Below are 20,591 nucleotides of genomic sequence, written 5' to 3'. Positions count from 1 at the left end.
GGCTCAGGTGCGGTAGCGTTCCGCCAGGGCCATCAAGGCCTGGGCGAGCTCGGTCATGTTGGCGGAGGCGGTCTCCACCTGCCGGGTCCCGGCCGCCGTCTGCTGGCTGGCCTGCCGGATGTTCTGGAGCGCGCCCATCACCTGCTCGATGCCGAGCTGCTGCTGGTTGGTGGAGGCGACGATCTGCTGGAACGTCTGCACGTTCTCCTCGAACCGGGCGGTGATCTCCTCGATGGTGCGCTGGGTGGTGTCGGAGCGGGTCTTGCCCACGGCGGAGCGCTTCACCGCCTCCTCGGTGAGCATCACCGAGGTGTTGATGCCGCGCTGGATCTCCCCGAGGATCGCCCGCACCTGCCCCGTCGCCGCCTTGGCCTGGTCGGCCAGCAGCTTCATCTCGGAGGCGACCACGGCGAAGCTGCGCCCGCTCTCGCCCGCCGCCGCGGCCTCGATGGCGGCGTTCAGGGCCAGCAGGTGCGTGCGCTCCGAGATGTCGTTGACGCTCTCGATGATCTCGCCGATCGCCTGGGTCTTCTCCGAGACGCTGACGATGTTGCCGGCCACCGCCTCCGCCTGCTCGCGGATCGCGTCCATGGCCTGCGCCGTGTCCGAGACCGCCCGCAGGCCCTGCCGCGAGGTCTTGGCGGTGGCCTGGGCGGTGGCGATCACCTCGCTCGCCCGTTTCGAGATCTGCGCGCCGGAATGGGTGATCTCATCGACGGTGGCCGCCGTCTCCTGCACCGCCGCGAACTGCTCCTCCACCGACGCCGCCTGTTGCTGCGCCGAGGCGCGGATCTCGGCCGCCGCCGCGTTGAGGTCGGTGGTGGCCGCCCGGTTGGTGCGGGCGAGATCCGACAGGCTCTCGACCATCCCGTCGAGGGTGCGGCCGAGGCGGGCGATCTCGTCCTGCCCGGCGGGGTTGAGGCGCCCGGTCAGGTCGCCGTCGCCGACCTTCGCCACGAAGCTCATCACGACGTTCAGCGGGCGGACCACGGCGCGGGTGACGAGGAAGGTGACGAGGAAGGCGAGCAGCACGGCGGCGATCAGCGTGAACAGGATCGACTGCCACGACCGGTCGTAGATGTCGGCCGCCGCCCGCTGGCCCACGGCGACGCTCTCGTCCAGGGCGGCGCGGGCCCGCTCCACCGCGCCGGTCGTCGCGGAGTATTGCCGGCCGATCTCGTCGTTGCGGTCCTCGATGCCCTTAATGTCGCCCGCGGCGGCCATGACCATCTGCGCCTCGCTCGCCGCACGGTAGGGGCGGTAGATGTCGAGGGCCTGGTTCAGGCTCGCGTGCAGGCGCTCGTAGGTGGAGGCCCGCTCCGCCGAGATCGCCACGCTGCGAAAGCCGTCGGCCTCCCGCAGCAGGTCGGCAAACAGCTTGTCCGCGTTCTGCGCGGTCCTGCGCCAGGGGGCGAGGAAGTCGGTCTCGCGGGTGCTGTGGCCGAGGGCCTTGGTGAGGGCCTGGATCACCGCGTTGCGCCGCTGGACGCCGAGGTCGCGGGTCTCGTTCCCCAGCTCGTCGAGCTGGCGCATCATCATCAGGTCCCGGGCGACGATCCGGTCGGTGGTCTCGCGCACGGCGCCGACCTGTCCGATGGCATAGATGCCGAGCGCCACAAGCACCGCCGTGACGGCGAAGAAGCCGAGGAGGATGCGTCGTCCGATCGAGATGCTCAGGGCCGGGCTCCGGATGTCATGAGTCAGGGCATCACCCGCCGCAGCACCTGCGCCGGATCGATGATGGTGAAGTCCGGGCTGCCGTCGGCGCCGGGGACATAGTCCGAAGCGGAGCCGTTTCCCAGGGGGGCGGCCTCCGCCGCGGCGGGCGCCTGGACGGAGCGCACGATGGTCAGCGCCCGCTCGACGCACAGCGCCACCGGCGGCTCGCCGCGCAGCAGCACGAGGTGTTCCCCGGCCCCCGCGCCCTCCGGCCGCCCGAGGGCTCGGGCGAGGCCGATCACGGGGACGATCCGCCCCGACAGGGCGACGATGCCGGACACGGCGGCGGCGGCGCCGGGCACGGGTGTGCAGGGCCGCCCCGGCAGCACCTGCGCCACGGCGGGGAGCGGCAGGCCGATGCGCTCACCGCCGCAGGTGCAGACGAGGTAGGGGTAGGTCGGCCGCGCCGGCCCGGCGGCGGCATCCGTCCGGCGGGCCAGGGCGAGGGTGCGGGCGGCACGGATCTCCCGGTCCCGGGCATCGTCGCGGAGGGCGGCGGGCTGGGTCGCGTCGCGCATGGTCAGGCCCGCCCCCCCATCGTTCCCCCGTCCCGGCCGAGCGCCGCGGCCACGCCCGCGGCGACCTCGGCGGCCAGGGCACCGTCGCCCTCGGGCAGCCGCGCATCCGGGGGAAGGGCTTGGCTCAGGGCGAGGGCATTGTCGAGGGCCCTCGCCGCCTCGACCCTCCGCCCCTGGCCCAGGAGCAGCAAGCCGAGGTGGTAGTGGGCCATGACGAACCCCCGATCGAGGTAGAGCGTGGCCCGGAGCGCCCGCTCCGCCTCCACCTCTCGGCCCAGGCTCGCGGCGACGAGCCCTTCGTAGAACCGCAGGCGCGGATTCATGGGCTCCCGCTCCAGCGCCGCGCGCACCGCCCGCCACGCGGCGCCGGTCTCCCCCGCATCGGCCAGGGTGCGGACGAGGGATGCGGGGTCTTCGGGGGCCGGGGCGGCATCGGAGGGAGGCGCCGGAAGCCGGGTCCGCTCCCCCTCCCCATCCTGAGGCACGGCGACGTCGGCCGCGAAGGCGGGCTCCCGGGGACGCGGCGCGTCCCGGAGGCCTCCTTCGCAGGGGACGCCGGGCGCCGGCACCTCGGGATCGGGCGGCGGCTGGGGCGGGCGGGGCTGCGGGGCCCTGTCGGCCGGATTTGTCCCGCCGGGCCGGTAGGCGACGGTGCCGGGCAGGCTCACGGGGTCGAGGAAGGCGGAGAAGGTCGGGTTCGGCTCGGCATGGCCGAGGAGCAGCCACCCCTCCGGCCGCAGGCGCCGCCCCAGGCCGTGGACCACCCGGGTCACCGTCGCCGCATCGAAGTAGATCAGCACGTTGCGGCACAGGATGAGGTCGTAGCCCTCCTCCGGCCCGGCGGGCTCCGCCACCTTCAGCAGGTTGCCCTGCGCGAAGCGGACCATCCCGCGATATTCCGGACGGAGGTTGAACCCGCCCTCCCGGCGCAGGCCGGGCTTCGGCGGCAGGTGGGTGAAGTAGCGCAGGCGCTCCTCGGGCGGCATCGTCCGCAGGGCCCAGCGCCCGTATTCCGCCGCCCTCGCGGTGGCGATGGCCTCGGCGCTGATGTCGGTGCCGAGGATCGCCACCCGCCAATCGGGCAGGGCCTCGCCCAGGATCTCCCGCACGAGGATCGCCAGGGAATACGGCTCGGCCCCCGTCGAGCAGCCCGCGCTCCAGATCCGCAAACGCCGCTCGGCCCGCCGGGAGGCGACGAGATCCGGCAGGATCGTCGTGCGCAGGGCCGCGAACTGCTCGCTGTAGCGGAAGAAGAAGGTCTCGCCGATGGTGATCTCCGCCTCCAGCCGGGCCCATTCCGCCTCGCCCGCCGCGGCGTCGGAAAGGAGGGCGAGGTAGGCGGCGAAGTCGGGCGTTCCGGTCTCCCGGAGGCGGCGGTACAGGCGATCGACGAGGAGGTCGTCCTTGTCCGCATAGTAGGCGTGGCCGGTGCGCGCGACGATGCGCGCCTTCAGCCCGGGATAGGCGGGATCGGCGTTGGGGTCGGGTTTGGGCTTGCCCGGTGGACGCATCCCGGGGCTCAGGCCGGAGGGGGATCGGGCAGGGCGGCGAGCCGCGCGGCCGCCTCCCGGGCCTGCCCCTCGATGCGGGCCCGCTCGGCCTGCGTGAGCAGGCGTGCGGGGTCGAGGGCCGGGACCAGCCGGTCGCCCAGCAGCAGCCCCGCCGCCACGCAGCCGTTGAGGCTCGCTGCCGGGTCGGCGGGCCGGTGGGCGGCGGCGGGCACGTTCACGAGGTCGCTCGCCCGGTCCACGAGCCACGCGAGGGAGAGGTCGCGGGCGAGGACGAGGTGGGCATAGAGTCCCACCTCCGCCGCGCCCTGCCGCAGGCCGAGGAACGGCGCGAGGTCGAGGACCGGCACGGGCCGCCCCGCGAGGTTGACGAAGCCGGCGAGCCAGCCCCCCGAGGCCGGCGCCCGCTGCAGCTCCGGCAGGGGCAGCACCTCCGCGACGGCCTCGCGCGGGAGCGCGCAGGCCGTGCCCGCGACGTCCAGGATGAGATAGGCCCTCGGGTCGCCCGCCACGCTGTCCTCCCCGGCCCTTCGGACCCCGTCCGCGGCCTTCTAGCCCATCGGACCACCGCAATCAGCAATTGCCGCCCGCCGAGTCTTAACCGCGGAACCAAGTCCTGTCCCGGGACTTGGGCGAGGACGCGACGACGCGGTTTCCGCAGACGCCGCTCACTTACGCATGAAGGGACTATCGACATGAGGAGCATTCTGCTCGGCGCCGCGGCGCTCACGCTGATCGCCGGCTCGGCCTTCGCCCAGGGCGGCTCGCCCTACAACACGTCCGGTGCGCAGGCCGGTGGCCCCCGCGGCGGCATGGAGCGCGCTGCTCAGGGTGCCGAGATGGAAGCCCCCGCTCCGGCCGCCCGGCCGATGATGCGCAAGCGCTCGATGCACAAGCGCATGCATCACCGGAAGATGCATCACCGCCACATGCAGCGCGGCATGTGAGCCAGAAGGCCCGCCCCTCCGGCGGGCCTTTTTTTAGGTGATTATGCACCTGCCATAGCAGCGTGGCCGTGTGATAAGAATGGCAGAGACGAGCACTGCCATGACCATTGATCTGAGCGACCCGATTTTCAGTAACGAGGACGCGACCCGGAAGCACTTTGAGGCTATCCATTGGCCGAACGGCCCCTTGTGCCCGAAGTGTTGCGTTGTCGATCAGGCGACTTTGCTTACGGGTAAGTCCCATCGTGCTGGCATGTACCAGTGCAATGCTTGCCGAGAGCCCTTCACGGTCACGGTCGGTTCTGTGATGGAGTCGAGCCGCGTTCCGTTAATTAAGTGGACCTTGGGCTTTCACCTGATGGCCGCGAGCAAGAAGGGCGTGAGCGCCAACCAGCTCAAGCGGACGCTTGGCTTGGGCTCTTACCGCGCGGCTTCGTTCATGGCGCACCGTATGTGCGAGGCAATGCGTCCGAGCGAAGGCGCGCTGGCCCGCAGGGGCGGCGCTGACGGTGTCGTGGAAGTCGATAAGACTTTCATCGGCAGCGACCGCACGAAGAAGCCTCACGGCGAGAAGAAGCGCCGTGGCTACGCGCACAAGCACAAAGGGCTGAGCCTCGTGGATCGCGACACCCGCCAGGAGCGATCTACGGTCGTGGACGATTTGTCCGCCGAGACGCTCGTTCCCATTCTCACGGAGAACATCGCCGCCGAGGCTCGCGTGATGACGGACGAGGCCGGTCAGTATGCAAGCTGTCCGCCCACTTCGCCGCCCACGGTTTCACTCGCCAGGGCGAGTACGTGGACCTCGTGGACCGCACGATCCACACAAACACGATTCAGGGTGCCTTTTCAATCTTCAAGCTCGGCATGAAGGGCGTCTATCAGCACTGAGGCAAACAGCACCTGTACCGCTACGTGGCCGAGTTCGACTTCCGGTACAACAACCGTCTGAAGCTCGGCGTGAACGATACCGAGCGGGTGACTTGCGCGATCCAGGGCGCGGTCGGGAGGCGGCTGACATACAAACAACCTGGTTCGCCGCAACCGCTTGGAGCGTGAGCTTAACAAGCTTAGGCTTCTTGTTGATCCGATTGAGAGGACGCGGTTTTAGCCGGGCGCCCTCTTGGCCGACGCGACTTGCCCTTTATCGACTTGGTCGGAGCGGGCGGCGTGTTTAGCGCGCGCCGTATGGCCTCGTCACGGCGCCGAGCAATATCCGCATGCTCGGGAAGCTTAAGTTCATACTCGGGCATGATTACCCCACTCCGCCGCAAATGTAGCGGATTTTCCTCTCTTCACGTTCTTCTGATATCCCTTTTGTATTGTCTTTGTTAGATCTCTTACCCAATCAGCGTTCTTAACTTTGCGTCTATAGTCAAAGTCTTCTTCAAAATCTTTGCTTTCCTCATTGATGTCAATGATTATATCTCCTATAAAAAGCGAGATGGTGTCAGCGAACATATCTGCCGTTCCCTCGTCTCTCACCCAGTCCTCTGGATGCAGTATAATATCTTGGAACATTTCATCCTCAGACAGCATTTCTCGCAATATGTACATTAGCATATACCTCGTGAGCATATATTTCGCTAGAAGTTCTTCTTTAATACTTCCGAGATGGTCGCAGATTACATTATATATTATCCTTAGCATAACAATTTTATCAGCAGTTACATACGGCTTCCCGAAAACGTCGCCGTGCTTATCCTCAAACACTTCGTACTTACGATACGTCCCCCAGGGCTCTTTCAAATCAAAAGCCATCATATATAGGCCTGCTTCCTCGTTAGAGATCACTTCTCCCGTAGCGGACGTTTCACCACGCTTAATCTCAAAGCAGTAGCGGTCCTTATAAATCTGCTCAAACTCTTTTCGAAGACGGATCTGTATAGCATCGTTCGATTTAAAATCACGCGCGCGTACGCTGTTTTGATTATTAGAATAATCGGTAATCTGCTTGGCTTGAAGCGAAGTAGGATCCATCTTGATAAATTTTGTGAGCAGCTTCAAATCTTCTGTAATAGCGTGCTTATTCCCAAATAGTGTTGTAATACTTTGGCAACCGTTCACAACGAAGTAGCCGCCAATCTCAATGCGGTCCGCAAACACGGCCAGGTGGTTTGCGATCACCGTGATCCCGTTATGAAATAACGGGAAATGCTTATGAGTACTCTTATCACGAATACTGTTTGCTAGATCTTTGTTGACGTGCGTCCTTTCAAGCGGACCTCTGACATTGTAAGTAAACAAGGACTGATCTTCAATTCCGTCGAGAGCTATCAGTTCCCGGGCTTTAATTGGAGCTATTACTGCTTTTGTGTCACTGTCGATAATATGTTCAGCGTAACTTACCCCCAAAACATCAAATGATACTATTTTCTGGATCGGTAAATCTCGCTCGTTTGAAAGAAATTTCGCAACAAGCTCCTTCTTACCGATAAATGTAATAATATTCCGATACTGCTTCAGAAAATCGCTTCCGTTCTGATCAAGATCAATATTTACAATATATTCACCCCGTAGATCATAAGAACTGATTTTCTCAATTAAACCAGAATGACGAATGAGATTTGCAACTTGAGCGTCCCCCGCCGTCGATAAAAGATGCTCTATGGTCTCAGCCGACTTAAACTGCTCCAAAGTACCAAGAAAATTTCGTAATTGAGCATCTCCAACTGTCGAATTAGCACGCTGAGATAATTTCGATTGAAAAACCGTTATTGTGCGATTCATATCGTTGATAAATATCCCGTCTACTCCTTTGTCACCTCCTTGGTCGCATACAGAATCGACTGCTTCCGTACTTTCAAGGCGATAATACTGCTCTAGATACCAAATCAGGAACGATGCGCTTTCCGAGCGCTTTGCAGACAAATACTCGGGGAAATTTTGAAGGATGTCAGGATAGTCCACATTGACGGCCATGTCCGCACCTGCCCTTCTGCGTGGATGAGCGCCCATCCTGTCATAGGGATAACGGAGGCAGCAAGTTGGGACCTGGTAGTGGCGGGATGCCCACGCCAAATCGCCCTCGCATAATAGCGGCCACCTGCTATGGTAAGTGCATAATCGCCGTCTTTATCCCGCCCCCGACCGCGGCGGACCCTCGGGATCGCTTCACCGCGCACGAAGGCGGCGGCGATCCATCCGGGCCGCCCGCGATGCCCCCCTCATCGTCCCCGCCCGGGTCGAGGGCGGGAGAACTGCGATGGCGGCGGGGGCGAGGTTGCCCGCCCGGCGTGTTCGGCGCAGGATCATCGGCGTGGAACCGATGTTGCGAAACGAAAACGCAGGGTGAGGGAGGTCGAGGCAGATGGAGCAGCGGGCCGAGGCCGGCGGGGTCGAGGCCCGGCGGGACGCCATCGTCGCAGCGGTGCGCCAGCGCGGCTTCATGACCATCGAGGCGCTGGCCGGGCAGTTCGGGGTCACGGTCCAGACGATCCGCCGGGACCTCAACGAACTCAGCGCCGGGGGCCGCCTGGAGCGCTACCGGGGCGGCGGCGGCCTGCCCTCCAGCGTCGAGAACATCGACTACGCCGACAGGCGGGTGACCCTGCTGGCGGAGAAGACCCGCATCGGCCGGCTGGCGGCGAGCCGCATCCCGTCCCACTGCTCGGTCTTCATCAACATCGGCACCACGCCGGAGGCGGTGGCCCGGGAGCTGACCCGGCACGACGACCTCAGCGTCATCACCAACAACCTGCACGTCGCCCTGTCGCTGGCCGACGCCACCGCGTTCCGCATCGTCGTGGCGGGGGGCACCGTGCGCAACCGCGACGGGGCCGTCCTCGGGCAGCTCACCTGCGACACGCTCGGCCAGTTCCGGGTGGACGTGGCGGTGATCGGCATCAGCGGCATCGATGCGGACGGGGCGCTCCTCGACTACGATTTCGAGGAGGTGCGGGCGACGCAGGCGATCCTGGCCCACGCCAAGCGCACCTTCCTCGTGGCCGACCACACCAAGTTCACCCGCCGGCCGATGGTGCAGGCGGGCCACCTCTCGCAGATCGACACCTTCTTCACCGATGCGCCGCCCCCGCCGGGCATCGTGGCCCTGCTCGAGAGGGAGGGCGTCGCCCTCGCCGTCGCCGAGCCGGGGAATGACGCATAGCGAACGCTGATTTTCGCTTGCGAAAACGAAAAGCCCGGCTACACTCCCCGCAACGGAAAAATGCGGGAGGACACCATGGCGAGCATCTCGCCCTCGCGCGCGCCGTCCGAGGCGATCGACCTGCTCGTCGTCGGCGGCGGCATCAACGGCACCGGGATCGCCCGGGACGCGGCCGGGCGCGGCCTCTCGGTCCTGCTCGCGGAGCGGGGCGATCTGGCCGGCTTCACCTCCTCGTCCTCGACGAAGCTGATCCACGGCGGCCTGCGCTACCTCGAATATTACGAGTTCCGCCTCGTCCGCGAGGCGCTGGCCGAGCGGGAGCGCCTGCTGCGCCTCGCCCCGCACGTCATCTGGCCCCTGCGCTTCGTGCTGCCGCACGACGAGGGCCTGCGCCCGGCCTGGCTGCTGCGGCTGGGGCTGTTCCTCTACGATCACCTGGCGCGGTTGCGAACCCTGCCGGGTTCGGAATCGGTCGATCTGCGCAGCTCGGCGATGGGCGGCCCGCTGCAGGACCGGCTGACGAAGGGCTTCGTCTATTCGGATTGCTGGGTCGAGGACAGCCGCCTCGTCGTCCTCAACGCCATGGACGCCCGCGCCCGCGGCGCCGAGGTGCTGACCCGCACCGGCGTCGTCTCCGCCCGGCGGGAGGGCGAGACCTGGGTGGCGCACCTGCGCGACGAGGGCACCGGCACCGAGCGGATCGTCCGCGCGCGGGCGATCGTCAACGCCGCCGGCCCCTGGGTGAGCGAGACGCTGGGGGGCACCCTCGGGATCAACGCCCGGGCGGCGGTGCGGCTGATCAAGGGCAGCCACATCGTGGTGCGCAAGCTGTTCGAGGGCGACCAGGCCTACATCCTGCAGCAGCCCGACAAGCGCATCGTCTTCGCGATCCCCTACGAGCGCGACTTCACCCTCATCGGCACCACCGACGTGCCCTACGACGGGGAGCCCGGCCCGGTCTCGATCTCCCCGGAGGAGACCGACTACCTCTGCGGCTGCATCAACCGCTCCTTCGCCCGGCGCATCGGCCCGGCGGACGTGGTGTGGAGCTATTCCGGGGTGCGCCCGCTCTACGACGACGCGGCGGCGAACGCCTCGGCCGTCACGCGCGACTACGTCCTCGACGTGGAGGATGCGGGCGGGCGCCTGCCGGTGCTCTCGGTGTTCGGCGGCAAGATCACCACCTACCGGCGGCTGGCCGAGCACGCCCTGGAGAAGCTCGCCGGCTATTTCCCCGGGCTCAAGCCCGCCTGGACGGGGGAGGGGATCCTGCCCGGCGGCGACATGCCGAAATCGGATTTCGACAGCTTCCTCGCCGGCCTGAAGGCCCGCAAGCCGTTCCTCCCGGACGAGTTGGCCCGCCGCCTCGCCCGGGCCTACGGCACGCGGGTCGATGCGGTGCTGGGCGGCGCGACCTCCCTCGCCGACCTGGGCGAGGCCTTCGACGGCGGCCTCACCGCCGCGGAGGTCGACTACCTGCGCCGCGACGAGTGGGCGGTGAGCGCCGAGGACATCCTCTGGCGCCGCTCCAAGCTCGGCCTGCGCACCGGCCCGGAGAGCGCGGCGCGGCTGACGGCCTACCTCGCCCGCCGGGCCGAGGCGGCGTGATGATTTCCTCCCCTCCCCACGGGGGGAGGGGACAAGCGCCCCCGAACCGGCCTGAGACCGGACGGGCAACCACCGAGGAGGAGACGATGAGCCGTTACGTCGGGGCCATCGACCAGGGCACCACCAGCACCCGCTTCATGGTGTTCGACCGCGAGGGCACGGTGATCACCGTGTCCCAGGAGGAACACGCGCAGATCTATCCGGCGCCGGGCCACGTGGAGCACGACGCCGCCGAGATCTGGGCGAAGACGCGGAAGGTCATGCGCCAGGCCCTCGAGAAGGGCGGCCTGACGCCGAAGGACCTCGCGGCCATCGGCATCACCAACCAGCGCGAGACGACGGTGATCTGGGACCGGGCGACGGGCCGCCCGCTCCACAACGCCCTGGTCTGGCAGGACACCCGCAACGACCGCCTCGTCTCCGAATTCGCCCATGCCGGCGGCCGGGACCGGTTCCGCGACCTCACCGGCCTGCCCCTCGCCAGCTACTTCTCTGGCCTGAAGCTGCGCTGGCTCCTCGACCATGTGGACGGCGCCCGCGAGAAGGCGGAAGCCGGCGACGTGCTGTTCGGCAACATCGACACGTGGCTCCTCTGGAACCTGACCGGCGGCCCGGAGGGCGGCCTGCACGCCACCGACGTCACCAATGCCAGCCGCACGCAGCTGATGTCCCTGAAGACCCTCGACTGGGACGAGGGGATGCTCCGGGAATTCGCCATTCCCCGGGCGATGCTGCCGAGGATCGTGTCCTCCAGCGAGGTCTACGGCGAGGCGACGGGGGATTTCGCGGGCGTGCCCATCGCCGGCATCCTCGGCGACCAGCAGGCGGCCCTGTTCGGGCAGACCTGCTTCACCCCCGGCGAGGCCAAGAACACCTACGGCACCGGCTGCTTCGCCCTGATGAACACCGGCGAGGAGGCGGTGCCCTCGAAGGCGGGCCTCGTCACCACCCTGGGCTACCGCCTCGACGGGCAGAAGCCGGTCTACGCGCTGGAGGGCTCCATCGCCATCACCGGCGCCCTGGTGCAGTGGCTGCGCGACAACCTGCACATGATCAAGGATTCGGCCGAGGTCGAGAGCCTCGCCGCCACCGTCGAGGACAATGGCGGCGTCTACTTCGTGCCGGCCTTCTCCGGCCTCTACGCCCCGCACTGGAACGAGGGGGCGCGGGGCCTGATCATCGGCCTCACCCGCTACGCCAACCGCGGCCACATCGCCCGCTCGGTGCTGGAGGCCACCGCCTTCCAGACCCGCGAGGTGCTGGCCGCGATGGAGAAGGATTCCGGCATCCCCGTGAAGGAGCTGCGCGCCGACGGCGGCATGGTCGCCAACGGCACGCTGATGCAGTTCCAGGCCGACATCCTCGACGTGCCCGTCGTCCGCCCGAAGGTCTCCGAGACCACGGCGCTCGGCGCCGCCTACGTCGCCGGCCTCGCGGTGGGCTACTGGAAGGGCCTCGACGACCTCAAGGGCAACTGGGGCGTCGACAAGCGCTGGACGCCGCAGATGGACGCCACCCGCCGGGAGACCACCGCCGCCATGTGGAGCCGCGCCGTGGAGCGCTCCTTCGACTGGAAGGCCGACGAGGACTGATCGTCATTCCACGCTCCCGTCATTGCGAGCAGCGCGAAGCAATCCAGGGACGCGCGACGTCCTGAAACGGCCCGCCGCACCTGTGTCGCCTCGCTACGCTCGCGATGACGGCGAGAGAAACAACACCGTGAGGGAGAACACGTCATGGCATCGCCGTTCCTGGGTGAGATGCTGGGCACGATGACGCTCATCGTGCTCGGCGACGGGGTGGTGGCGGGGGCGTTGCTGAAGCGCTCCAAGGGCGAGGGGATGGGCTGGATCGCCATCACCGCCGGCTGGGCCTTCGCGACCCTGGCGGGGGTGTTCGTGGCCAACGCCGCCGGCAGCGCCGACGCCCACATCAACCCGGCGGTGACGATCGGCGCCGCCTTCCACACGGGCGACTTCTCGAAGCTTAGCGTGTACCTGCCGGCGCAGTTCCTGGGCGCCTTCCTCGGGGCGGCGCTGGTGTGGCTGCACTACCTGCCGCACTGGGCCGCGACGCCGGAGACCGACCTCAAGCTCGCGGTGTTCTGCACCGGCCCGGCGATCCGCAACGCCCCGGCGAACATGATCTCGGAGGTGGTGGCGACCTTCCTCCTCGTCGTCACCATCGCCGCCCTGGTGACGAGCACGGTGGGCACCTCCGGCGGCTTCCCGCGGGGCGTGGCGCCCTACCTCGTGGCGATGCTGGTCTGGGGCATCGGCCTGTCGCTCGGCGGCACCACCGGCTACGCCATCAACCCCGCCCGCGACCTCGGCCCGCGTCTCGCCCACGCGGTGCTCCCCATCGCCGGCAAGGGCGGCTCGGATTGGGGCTACGCGCTCATCCCCGTCGCCGGCCCGGTCCTGGGCGCGATCCTGGCGGGGCTGTTCGTGAGGGCGCTGGGGATGTGACGCGAGGCGTCAGCGCGTCCCACCCCGCGCTGACGCCCTCGACGTCGTCACGCCCGCCCCCCTGACACCCTCGACGTCATGGCGAGCGGAGCGAAGCAACCCAGGGCAGCGGACCGCTTCAAGACGTGGCGCTGCCGGATGGCTTCGCTCCGCTCGCCATGACGGCGTTGGCGTCATGATAGCGCCCCCCGCCGTGACATCGCCCGCATAAGGTCGCGCCCCAGCGTCGCGCCCGTTTGCGGCAGAGGCTCAAAGGCCCTAAGTCAGCCTCATCCCCTCGATAACCGCGCCCCGGCGCGATCCGGTTCAGCATGGCCGTCGTCCTCGACATCCTCAAGAACGATCCGCGGCCGCCGCGCCACCCCGAGAAGGCCCACCGGCCCGACCAGCAGGTGGCGCTGAAGAAGCCCGACTGGATCCGCGTGAAGGCGCCGGGCTCCAAGGCCTGGGGCGAGACGCGGGCGATCGTGCGTGAGCACGGCCTCGTCACCGTCTGCGAGGAGGCGGGCTGCCCCAACATCGGCGAGTGCTGGGAGAAGCGCCACGCCACCTTCATGATCATGGGCGACACCTGCACCCGGGCCTGCGCCTTCTGCAACGTGCGCACCGGCCTGCCCGAGGGCCTGGACGTCGCCGAGCCGGAGAAGATCGGCGATTCGGTCGCCAAGCTCGGCCTGCACCACGTCGTCATCACCTCCGTGGACCGGGACGACCTGAAGGATGGCGGCGCGGAGCATTTCGCCCGCACCATCGCGGCGATCCGCAGGGCGAGCCCCGGCACCACCGTCGAGATCCTCACCCCCGATTTCCTACGCAAGGACGGCGCCCTGGAGACCGTGGTGGCGGCCCGGCCCGACGTGTTCAACCACAACCTCGAAACCGTCCCCGCCAAGTACCTCACCGTGCGCCCCGGCGCCCGCTACTTCCACTCGGTGCGCCTGCTGCAGCGGGTGAAGGAGCTGGACCCGGCGATCTTCACCAAGTCCGGCATCATGGTCGGCCTCGGGGAGGAGCGGAACGAGGTGCTCCAGCTGATGGACGACCTGCGCTCGGCCGATGTCGACTTCCTCACCATCGGCCAGTACCTCCAGCCCTCGAAGAAGCACCACGCGGTGATGCGCTTCGTCCCGCCGGACGAGTTCAAGGGCTACGAGACCACCGCCTACGCGAAGGGCTTCCTGCTGGTCTCGGCCACGCCGCTGACCCGCTCGTCGCACCATGCCGGCGAGGATTTCGCCAAGCTGCAGGCGGCCCGGCTCGCCAAGCTCTCCCCCGCGCTCTCGGCCTGAGAAAGTCCGTTCGGAATGCCCTCCTTCCGGGTCACGCGCCGGGTGCGGCACACTGCCCAGCAGATGTACGACCTCGTCGCCGACATCGAACAATATCCAGAGTTCCTGCCGCTCTGCGAATCCCTGCGGGTGATCCGCCGACAGGACATGCCCGAGGGCGGCCAGGTGCTGATCGCGGAGATGGGGGTCGGCTACAAGGCGATCCGCGAGCGCTTCACCACCCGCGTCAGCCTCGAGCCCGCGGGCCACAAGATCGTGGCCGAGTATATCGACGGGCCGTTCCGGCACCTCGAGAACCGGTGGCTGTTCAAGGACGCCGAGCCCGGCACCTGCGACGTCGACTTCTTCATCACCTACGAGTTCAAGAGCCGCACCCTCGGCCTGCTCATGGGCACGATGTTCGACCGGGCCTTCCGCAAGTTCACCGACGCCTTCGAGAGCCGGGCCGCGCGGATCTACGGGGTCGCCTGAGGGCTCACGCCGCCGCCGGCCCCGCCACCTCGATCCGGTTCCGCCCGAGGGCCTTGGCCCGGTAGAGGGCGCGGTCCGCGTGGTCGAGGAGCTGGACGAGGTCGCCGCGCCCGGGCCTCGCCTCCGCGAGCCCGATGCTCACCGTCGCCCGGATGCCCTGGGTCGAGGCCTCCGCGAAGCGCAGGGCCACCTCCTCGCCGATCCGCCGGGCCTCCGCGAGGCCGCGTCCGGGCAGGAGCGCGGCGAATTCCTCGCCGCCGAGCCGGGCGACGATCGCCTCCGGGTCGTCGGCATCGCGGGTCAGCTCCCGGGCCACGATGGCGAACAGGCGGATCACCGCATCGCCCGCCGCGTGGCCGTAGCGGTCGTTGATCGTCTTGAAGTGGTCGAGGTCGAAGGCCAGGAGCGAGACCGGCGCATCTGCCGCGCGCTCGGCGAGCATCCGGTCCCCCTGCTCGAAGAAGCCGTGACGGTTCGACAGGCCGGTGAGGTAGTCCGTCCGCGCCGCGTCGCGGAGGCGGTCCTGCGCCTCCTCGCGGATCAGGGCCACGAAGGCCATCGGCATCGCCACCGAATAGAGCACCGCCTCGTACATGGTCGCCTTGGCCACGGCCGACACGACGTCCGCGCCATAGGCGGCGGCGAGCGGCGGCACGACGACGGCGCGGGCGAGGTAGAACCCGGCGTGCCCGAGCGGGATCGCCACCGCCAGGGGCCGGGAGCGCAGGCCCCGCATCGCCCGGCAGCGCAGGATCGCCAGGGCGGTCAGGCCGGTGGCCACCGCCACCGGCAGGGAGGCGACGTGGTTCCAGATCGCCTGCGGGAAATGGGTTCCGGCCAGGGCCCAGAGCAAGGCGAGACCGCCGAGGGCGGCGGCATACCAGCGCGCACCGCCGGCCGGCCCGTCGAGCAGGCGGGCGCCGTGCAGCCAGAGCAGGTAGCCGGCGACGAACGACAGGTTGGCCGCCGCCGGGCCGAGGATACCCGGGAAGCTCGTGCGGTTCATCGCCGCGAGGCAGCCCCCGACGAACAGGCCGGCGCCCCCGGCCCAGAGGCCGAGCTCCCGGGCGCGGAACGGGTTGGCCGAGCGCTCCCACAGCAGCATCGCTGCGGCGACGACCAGCGTGCCGACGGTGAGGAAGTAGAGAGTATGGAGATCGATCTGCATCGGAGCCAAGGATAGATCCGGTGGCAGTATGGGCAGAATGATGGAAGAATTCGTTACGAAATCATTCGCATACTTGCCATCGTGAAGAACTGCCCGCCGGATGACGGACGCTCTACGGGGCCGCGGCCAGCGCCTCGGCGAGGAGGCCGAGGGCGTCGGCCACGGCCGCCCTGCGGATGGCGGCCCGGCCGGGATCCCCGTAGCGGCGCTCCAGGTGCCGCGTGCCGCCCGGCCCCGCGACGGCGAGGTGGACGAGCCCCACGGGTTTCTCCGCGCTGCCGCCGCCGGGCCCGGCGATGCCGGTGATGGCCACGGCGACGTCGGCCCGGGAGGCGGCGCGGGCGCCCTCGGCCATGGCCCGGGCGACGGGCTCGCTCACCGCGCCGCGGGCCGCGATGAGGGCCGGATCGACGCCGATCGCCTCGGCCTTGGCGGCGTTCGAGTAGGTGACGTAGCCCCGCTCCACGGCGGCGGAGGACCCGGGCACCGCGGTGAGCAGCGCCGCCACCAGCCCGCCGGTGCAGGATTCCGCGGTGGCGAGCGTCCGCCCGGCGGCGGCGTAGGCGGCGACCAGGGCCTCGGCCCGGCCGAGGAGTTCGGGATCGTCGATCATCGAAGGACTTTCCGGAGCCGCGAGCGCCCTATGTCGCTGAGGCGTGAACTGTAGCCCCACCGGATGGGGCGGCTCAATCGAGGAGACGACGGGCCCATGATCTTTCCAGCCACCACGGCCTATTACGCGGCGCTGCTCGCGCTGTTCTACCTCGGCCTTTCGGGCTGGGTCATGGCGGGGCGCCTCTCCGGCAACGTCCTGCACGGCGACGGCGGCGATGCGGACCTGCAGAAGCGCATCCGCAGCCAAGCGAATTTCGGCGAGTACGTGCCGATCGCGCTGATCCTGATCGCCCTGCTCGAGGGGCGCGGCGCGGGGCACGGCACCGTGCAGGCGCTCCTCATCGCCCTGCTGGTCGGCCGCATCCTCCACCCCGTGGGCATGTTCGCGCCCGCGAACTCCCCGCGTCAGTTCGCCTGCCGGGGCGGCGGCATCCTGCTGACCTTCGGCACGGTGCTCGTGGCGGCGGTGCTGCTGCTGGTCTGAACGTCACCGTCACCGTGAGCGGAGCGACCCGGGGCCGCGGAACGTCCGAGACCGTGTCGTGGCCCCGGGGTCGCCGCACTTCCGCCGGCGAAGCCGGTCAGGCGGCCTCGTCGGGCAGCCGCACCGTCGCGGCCGCCTGGGCGGCCAGCCCCTCGGCGCGGCCGACGAAGCCGAGCTTCTCCGTCGTCGTCGCCTTGATCGAGACCGCGGTGAGCGGCACCCCCGCGATCTCCGCGATCCGGGCGCGGATCGCCTCCCGGTGCTGGCCGATGCGGGGCGCCTCCGCCAGGACGGTGATGTCGAGGTGGTCGATCCGGCCGCCCCGGGCCCGCACCAGCCCGCAGGCATGGGCCAGGAACTGGTCGGACGAGGCGCCGCGCCACGTCTCGTCGGAGGGCGGGAAATGGGTGCCGATGTCGCCGTCGGCGATGGCACCGAGCAGGGCGTCGGTCAGGGCGTGCAGGGCCACATCCCCGTCGGAATGGGCGAGCACGCCCCGGTCCGCCGGGATGCGGATGCCGCCGAGCCACACATGGTCGCCCTCGGTGAAGGCGTGCACGTCGAAGCCCGTGCCGAGGCGGGTCACATACTGGGTCATCGCTGGCGCTCCGGCGGAGTCGGGTGAGAAGGCCCGGTCGGCCTCGATCAGGTCCGAGGCCTGGGTGATCTTGCGGTTCTCGATGTCCCCCGCGAACACCACCACCGGCAGCCCGGCCCATTCGGCCAGCGCCCCGTCGTCGGTGAAGGCGTGCAGGCCCTGGGCCGCGGCGTCCCGGTGGGCGGCGAGGAGGGGGGCGAAGGCGAAGGCCTGGGGCGTCTGCACCGCGCGCAGGCTCTCCCGCGGCGGGGTCTCGGTGACACGCCCGATGCCGGGCTCGATCTCCTCGACGCGCTTGACCGTGTCCGTCACCGGCACCCCCGGCACGGCGGCGCCGTAGACGCGCCCGGCCCGGATCGCCCGGTCGATCAGCTCCGGCCGGATGAACGGCCGGGCCGCATCGTGGACGAGCACGATCCCCGGGGCGCCGGAGGCCGTGAGCGCCTCCAGCCCCGCCCGCACGGACATCTGGCGGGTGGCCCCGCCCTCGACCGGGGCGGCGATCCTGGCGCGGATCGCGGGGTCGAGGTCGGCCAGGCATTGCCGGAAGAAATCGGCGGCGTCGGCGGCGATGACCGGCTGGATCAGGCCGAGGCCGGGGTGCGACCCCAGCGCCGCCAGCGTCCGGGTCAGCACCGCCTGCCCCGCCACCCGGCGGTACTGCTTGGGCACCCCGCCGCCGACGCGGATGCCGCGCCCGGCCGCCACGACGATGGCGGCGACGCTCTCACTCACGGCAGGGGCGGCAGGCGACGGGGCGGCGGACATGGGAGCGGGCGTTCCGGCTGGGGGCGGCGGCGGCAGGCCTGCCGCGCGGCCGGCGCCATACCTGTGAAACCTGCCCGTCGTTTAAGCGGGGGAGGGGGCAAAATCAACGCGACGCCCCGCTTGCTTCCCGGCGGGCTTTGCCTCATTGTTGGGCAGAATGACGACTGACCATTATTTGGGCGCCCTGCGCCGAGGACGTTCGGCCGGAGATCCGCCGCTGTGCCTTCTGGCACCGCTCTCCGGCGTGACGGACCTGCACATGCGCCGCATCGCCCTGCGCTGCGGGGCGGATGCCGTCGTGTCCGAGATGGTGGCGGCGCGGGAACTCGCCCGCGGCGCGGCGGAGGCGACCCTGCGGGCCGAGGGGGCGGGCATCGCCCCGCACATCGTCCAGCTCGCCGGCTGCGAGGCCGCGCCCCTGGCCGAGGCCGCCCGCCTCGCCGAGGCCCAGGGCGCCGACGCGATCGACGTGAACATGGGCTGCCCGGCCAAGATCGTGACCGGCATCGCCTCCGGCTCGGCGCTGATGCGCGACCTCGACCACGCGGAGCGGCTGCTCGCCGCCGTCCGCGGGGCGGTGGCGATCCCGGTCACGGTGAAGATGCGCCTCGGCTGGGACGATGCGAGCCGCAACGCCGCCGACCTCGCCGCCCGGGCCGAGCGGCTGGGGCTGAACGCCGTGACGGTCCACGGCCGCACCCGGCAGCAATTCTACAAGGGCCGGGCCGACTGGCCGGCGATCCGCGCCGTGGTCGAGGCGGTGGCGATCCCGGTCATCGCCAACGGCGACGTGACGGACCTCGCCGCGGCCCGCGCCTGCCTCGCCGCCTCCGGCGCCGCCGGGGTGATGATCGGCCGGGCGGCCACGGGGCGGCCCTGGCTCGTGGGGCAGGTGGCGGCGGGCCTCGCCGGGCGCGAGGTCGCGGCGCCGACCCGCGAGGCGCAGGCCGCGCTGGCGGCCGAGCACTATGCCGGGCTCCTGGCCCTCTACGGGCAGGCGATGGGCGTGCGCCACGCGCGCAAGCACCTCGCCGCCTACGCCGAGACCGGCGGCGCACTGAGCGCGGCGGAGCGGGGGGCGCTCCTGACCACCACCGACCCGCACGCGGCGCTCACCCTCCTGGCCCGCGCCTTCGCGGGGCCGGAACCAGAGATGAGGGTGGCGGCGTGACGGGCGAAGACCTTCCCCCCTCCGGCTTCAAGCTCTCGGGCAGCGACGCGGTGCTAAACGCCCTGCCGCTGCCGGTACTCACCATCGGCGGCGACGAGCGCATCCTCCAGTGCAACCACGCGGCGGAGGCGTTCTTCGAGTACTCGGCGCGGCTGATGCAGCGGCGGCGCCTGCGCGACATCATCCCCTTCGCCTCGCCGATCATCGCCCTGGTGGCCGAGGTGCGGCGCCGCCGGGCGAGCGTCAGCGAGTACCGGGTCGACCTCACCCAACCGAGGCTCGGCACCGAGCGCAGCGTCGATGTGTTCGCCACGCCCCTGGACGAGGGCGATGCCGTGGTGATGATGCTGCAGGAGCGCACCATCGCCGACAAGATGAACCGCCAGCTCACCCACCGGGGCGCCGCCCGGTCGATGGTGGCGCTGGGGGCGATGCTGGCCCACGAGATCAAGAACCCGCTGGCCGGCATCCGCGGGGCGGCGCAGCTCCTGGAGAGCACCGGGGCCGAGGAGGACCGGCTGCTCACCCGCCTGATCTGCGACGAGTCGGACCGGATCGTGCGCATCGTCGAGCGGATGGAGTTGTTCGGGGACGAGCGCCCGGCCGAGCGCGGCCCGGTGAACGTCCACGGGGTGCTCGATCAGGTGAAGCGCTCGGCGCAGTCGGGCTTCGCCCGGCACATCCGCTTCATCGAGACCTACGATCCCTCGCTGCCGCCGGTGCTGGGCAACCGGGACCAGCTGATCCAGGTGATCCTGAACCTCGTGAAGAACGCCGCCGAGGCCATCGGCCCGGACGCGGTGGAGGGCGAGATCACCCTCGCCACCGCCTTCCGCACCGGCCTGCGGCTGCAGATTCCGGGCTCCCGGGAACGGGTGAGCCTGCCCATCGAGGTCGCGATCCGCGACAACGGTCCCGGCATCTCCGCGGAGATGCTGAGCGACATGTTCGATCCGTTCGTGACGACCAAAGCCCAAGGTTCCGGCCTCGGTCTTGCTTTGGTCGCCAAGATCGTCGGCGACCATGGAGGGATCGTCGAGTGCGATCCCGCCCCACGCCGGACGACGTTCCGCATTCTCCTTCCGATGTCGAGCGCACGCGACGGGCGCGAGCCGACGGTCGAGCCATGACCGGGATGCCTGCCGGAGGTT

The 20,591-nt window shown here is 69.3% G+C and carries 18 protein-coding genes and 1 pseudogene; 11 read left to right on the top strand and 8 right to left on the bottom strand.

Going from position 1 to position 20,591, the window contains the following annotated elements:
- Positions 1 to 3 precede the first annotated feature (3 nt).
- The 4 genes from MKK53_RS12240 to MKK53_RS12225 are packed head-to-tail and all read right to left on the bottom strand — an operon-like array spanning position 4 to position 4,257.
- Positions 4 to 1,677, bottom strand: a complete 1,674-nt coding sequence (locus MKK53_RS12240; protein ID WP_243928997.1) for a methyl-accepting chemotaxis protein — start codon at positions 1,675 to 1,677, stop codon at positions 4 to 6.
- Positions 1,678 to 1,700: 23 nt separating this feature from the next.
- Positions 1,701 to 2,237, bottom strand: coding sequence for a chemotaxis protein CheW (locus MKK53_RS12235; RefSeq protein ID WP_243928969.1), 537 nt, complete (start codon positions 2,235 to 2,237; stop codon positions 1,701 to 1,703).
- A 2-nt stretch (positions 2,238 to 2,239) separates the two neighbouring features.
- The gene (locus MKK53_RS12230; RefSeq protein WP_243928968.1) at positions 2,240 to 3,748 is read right to left on the bottom strand and encodes a CheR family methyltransferase; all 1,509 of its coding nucleotides are present in this window, start codon (positions 3,746 to 3,748) and stop codon (positions 2,240 to 2,242) included.
- Between the two features lie 8 nt (positions 3,749 to 3,756).
- Positions 3,757 to 4,257 (bottom strand): chemotaxis protein CheW, encoded by a 501-nt coding sequence (locus MKK53_RS12225; protein ID WP_243928967.1) that lies wholly within the window; start codon positions 4,255 to 4,257, stop codon positions 3,757 to 3,759.
- 183 nt (positions 4,258 to 4,440) lie between these two features.
- Here MKK53_RS12225 and MKK53_RS12220 point away from each other — a divergent pair, with 183 nt between their 5' ends.
- Together MKK53_RS12220 and MKK53_RS12215 are read left to right on the top strand one after the other, a co-directional pair.
- A complete protein-coding gene (locus MKK53_RS12220) occupies positions 4,441 to 4,692 on the top strand; it encodes a hypothetical protein (RefSeq protein WP_243928966.1) in 252 nt (83 codons plus the stop codon).
- 100 nt (positions 4,693 to 4,792) lie between these two features.
- Positions 4,793 to 5,751: pseudogene (locus tag MKK53_RS12215) on the top strand (IS1595 family transposase).
- A gap of 180 nt (positions 5,752 to 5,931) precedes the next feature.
- Here the strand turns inward: MKK53_RS12215 and MKK53_RS12210 are convergent.
- Positions 5,932 to 7,614 (bottom strand): AIPR family protein, encoded by a 1,683-nt coding sequence (locus tag MKK53_RS12210; protein ID WP_243928965.1) that lies wholly within the window; start codon positions 7,612 to 7,614, stop codon positions 5,932 to 5,934.
- Between the two features lie 388 nt (positions 7,615 to 8,002).
- Between MKK53_RS12210 and MKK53_RS12205 the strand changes: the two genes are divergently transcribed.
- From MKK53_RS12205 to MKK53_RS12180, 6 genes are all read left to right on the top strand, one after another.
- A complete protein-coding gene (locus MKK53_RS12205) occupies positions 8,003 to 8,800 on the top strand; it encodes a DeoR/GlpR family DNA-binding transcription regulator (protein WP_243928964.1) in 798 nt (265 codons plus the stop codon).
- A 75-nt stretch (positions 8,801 to 8,875) separates the two neighbouring features.
- Positions 8,876 to 10,408, top strand: a complete 1,533-nt coding sequence (gene glpD / locus MKK53_RS12200) for a glycerol-3-phosphate dehydrogenase (protein ID WP_243928963.1) — start codon at positions 8,876 to 8,878, stop codon at positions 10,406 to 10,408.
- An 86-nt stretch (positions 10,409 to 10,494) separates the two neighbouring features.
- Positions 10,495 to 12,000: a glycerol kinase GlpK gene (gene glpK / locus MKK53_RS12195; protein WP_243928962.1), complete on the top strand. Its 1,506-nt coding sequence runs from the start codon at positions 10,495 to 10,497 to the stop codon at positions 11,998 to 12,000.
- Between the two features lie 144 nt (positions 12,001 to 12,144).
- Positions 12,145 to 12,876, top strand: coding sequence for an MIP/aquaporin family protein (locus MKK53_RS12190; protein WP_243928961.1), 732 nt, complete (start codon positions 12,145 to 12,147; stop codon positions 12,874 to 12,876).
- A gap of 311 nt (positions 12,877 to 13,187) precedes the next feature.
- Positions 13,188 to 14,165, top strand: a complete 978-nt coding sequence (gene lipA, locus MKK53_RS12185) for a lipoyl synthase (protein ID WP_243928960.1) — start codon at positions 13,188 to 13,190, stop codon at positions 14,163 to 14,165.
- Between the two features lie 15 nt (positions 14,166 to 14,180).
- Positions 14,181 to 14,636 (top strand): type II toxin-antitoxin system RatA family toxin, encoded by a 456-nt coding sequence (locus MKK53_RS12180; protein ID WP_243928959.1) that lies wholly within the window; start codon positions 14,181 to 14,183, stop codon positions 14,634 to 14,636.
- Positions 14,637 to 14,640: 4 nt separating this feature from the next.
- Here the strand turns inward: MKK53_RS12180 and MKK53_RS12175 are convergent, their stop codons facing one another.
- Both MKK53_RS12175 and MKK53_RS12170 read right to left on the bottom strand, forming a co-directional pair.
- Entirely contained in the window at positions 14,641 to 15,804 is a 1,164-nt protein-coding gene (locus MKK53_RS12175; RefSeq protein ID WP_243928958.1) for a sensor domain-containing diguanylate cyclase, read from the bottom strand.
- Between the two features lie 112 nt (positions 15,805 to 15,916).
- On the bottom strand, positions 15,917 to 16,417 hold the full coding sequence (locus tag MKK53_RS12170; protein WP_243928957.1) for a CinA family protein: 501 nt from the start codon (positions 16,415 to 16,417) through the stop codon (positions 15,917 to 15,919).
- A gap of 96 nt (positions 16,418 to 16,513) precedes the next feature.
- Between MKK53_RS12170 and MKK53_RS12165 the strand changes: the two genes are divergently transcribed.
- On the top strand, positions 16,514 to 16,903 hold the full coding sequence (locus MKK53_RS12165; protein ID WP_243928956.1) for an MAPEG family protein: 390 nt from the start codon (positions 16,514 to 16,516) through the stop codon (positions 16,901 to 16,903).
- 97 nt (positions 16,904 to 17,000) lie between these two features.
- On the opposite strand, the gene MKK53_RS12160 is transcribed toward MKK53_RS12165, so the two are convergent.
- A complete protein-coding gene (locus tag MKK53_RS12160) occupies positions 17,001 to 18,269 on the bottom strand; it encodes a bifunctional 2-C-methyl-D-erythritol 4-phosphate cytidylyltransferase/2-C-methyl-D-erythritol 2,4-cyclodiphosphate synthase (RefSeq protein WP_243928955.1) in 1,269 nt (422 codons plus the stop codon).
- Positions 18,270 to 18,426: 157 nt separating this feature from the next.
- Here MKK53_RS12160 and dusB point away from each other — a divergent pair, with 157 nt between their 5' ends.
- On the top strand, positions 18,427 to 19,440 hold the full coding sequence (gene dusB, locus MKK53_RS12155) for a tRNA dihydrouridine synthase DusB (RefSeq protein ID WP_243928954.1): 1,014 nt from the start codon (positions 18,427 to 18,429) through the stop codon (positions 19,438 to 19,440).
- On the top strand, positions 19,437 to 20,570 hold the full coding sequence (locus MKK53_RS12150) for a two-component system sensor histidine kinase NtrB (RefSeq protein ID WP_243928953.1): 1,134 nt from the start codon (positions 19,437 to 19,439) through the stop codon (positions 20,568 to 20,570). The genes dusB and MKK53_RS12150 overlap by 4 nt, the downstream gene beginning before the upstream one ends.
- Positions 20,571 to 20,591 lie beyond the last annotated feature (21 nt).

This window comes from Methylobacterium sp. J-076 (genome assembly GCF_022829405.1).
Taxonomy (GTDB): domain Bacteria; phylum Pseudomonadota; class Alphaproteobacteria; order Rhizobiales; family Beijerinckiaceae; genus Methylobacterium.
The sequence above is the reverse complement of the archived record's forward strand: the minus strand, read 5'-3'. Positions and strand labels throughout refer to the sequence as shown.

Bases quoted from the DNA above. Each gene is read 5' to 3' on its own strand.
- dusB (WP_243928954.1), top strand. From the start codon at position 18,427: ATGACGACTGACCATTATTTGGGCGCCCTGCGCCGAGGACGTTCGGCC.
- lipA (WP_243928960.1), top strand. From the start codon at position 13,188: ATGGCCGTCGTCCTCGACATCCTCAAGAACGATCCGCGGCCGCCGCGC.
- MKK53_RS12220 (WP_243928966.1), top strand. From the start codon at position 4,441: ATGAGGAGCATTCTGCTCGGCGCCGCGGCGCTCACGCTGATCGCCGGC.
- MKK53_RS12210 (WP_243928965.1), bottom strand. From the start codon at position 7,614: ATGGCCGTCAATGTGGACTATCCTGACATCCTTCAAAATTTCCCCGAG.
- MKK53_RS12175 (WP_243928958.1), bottom strand. From the start codon at position 15,804: ATGCAGATCGATCTCCATACTCTCTACTTCCTCACCGTCGGCACGCTG.
- MKK53_RS12165 (WP_243928956.1), top strand. From the start codon at position 16,514: ATGATCTTTCCAGCCACCACGGCCTATTACGCGGCGCTGCTCGCGCTG.
- MKK53_RS12230 (WP_243928968.1), bottom strand. From the start codon at position 3,748: ATGCGTCCACCGGGCAAGCCCAAACCCGACCCCAACGCCGATCCCGCC.
- MKK53_RS12170 (WP_243928957.1), bottom strand. From the start codon at position 16,417: ATGATCGACGATCCCGAACTCCTCGGCCGGGCCGAGGCCCTGGTCGCC.
- glpK (WP_243928962.1), top strand. From the start codon at position 10,495: ATGAGCCGTTACGTCGGGGCCATCGACCAGGGCACCACCAGCACCCGC.
- MKK53_RS12205 (WP_243928964.1), top strand. From the start codon at position 8,003: ATGGAGCAGCGGGCCGAGGCCGGCGGGGTCGAGGCCCGGCGGGACGCC.
- glpD (WP_243928963.1), top strand. From the start codon at position 8,876: ATGGCGAGCATCTCGCCCTCGCGCGCGCCGTCCGAGGCGATCGACCTG.
- MKK53_RS12190 (WP_243928961.1), top strand. From the start codon at position 12,145: ATGGCATCGCCGTTCCTGGGTGAGATGCTGGGCACGATGACGCTCATC.
- MKK53_RS12180 (WP_243928959.1), top strand. From the start codon at position 14,181: ATGCCCTCCTTCCGGGTCACGCGCCGGGTGCGGCACACTGCCCAGCAG.
- MKK53_RS12160 (WP_243928955.1), bottom strand. From the start codon at position 18,269: ATGTCCGCCGCCCCGTCGCCTGCCGCCCCTGCCGTGAGTGAGAGCGTC.
- MKK53_RS12235 (WP_243928969.1), bottom strand. From the start codon at position 2,237: ATGCGCGACGCGACCCAGCCCGCCGCCCTCCGCGACGATGCCCGGGAC.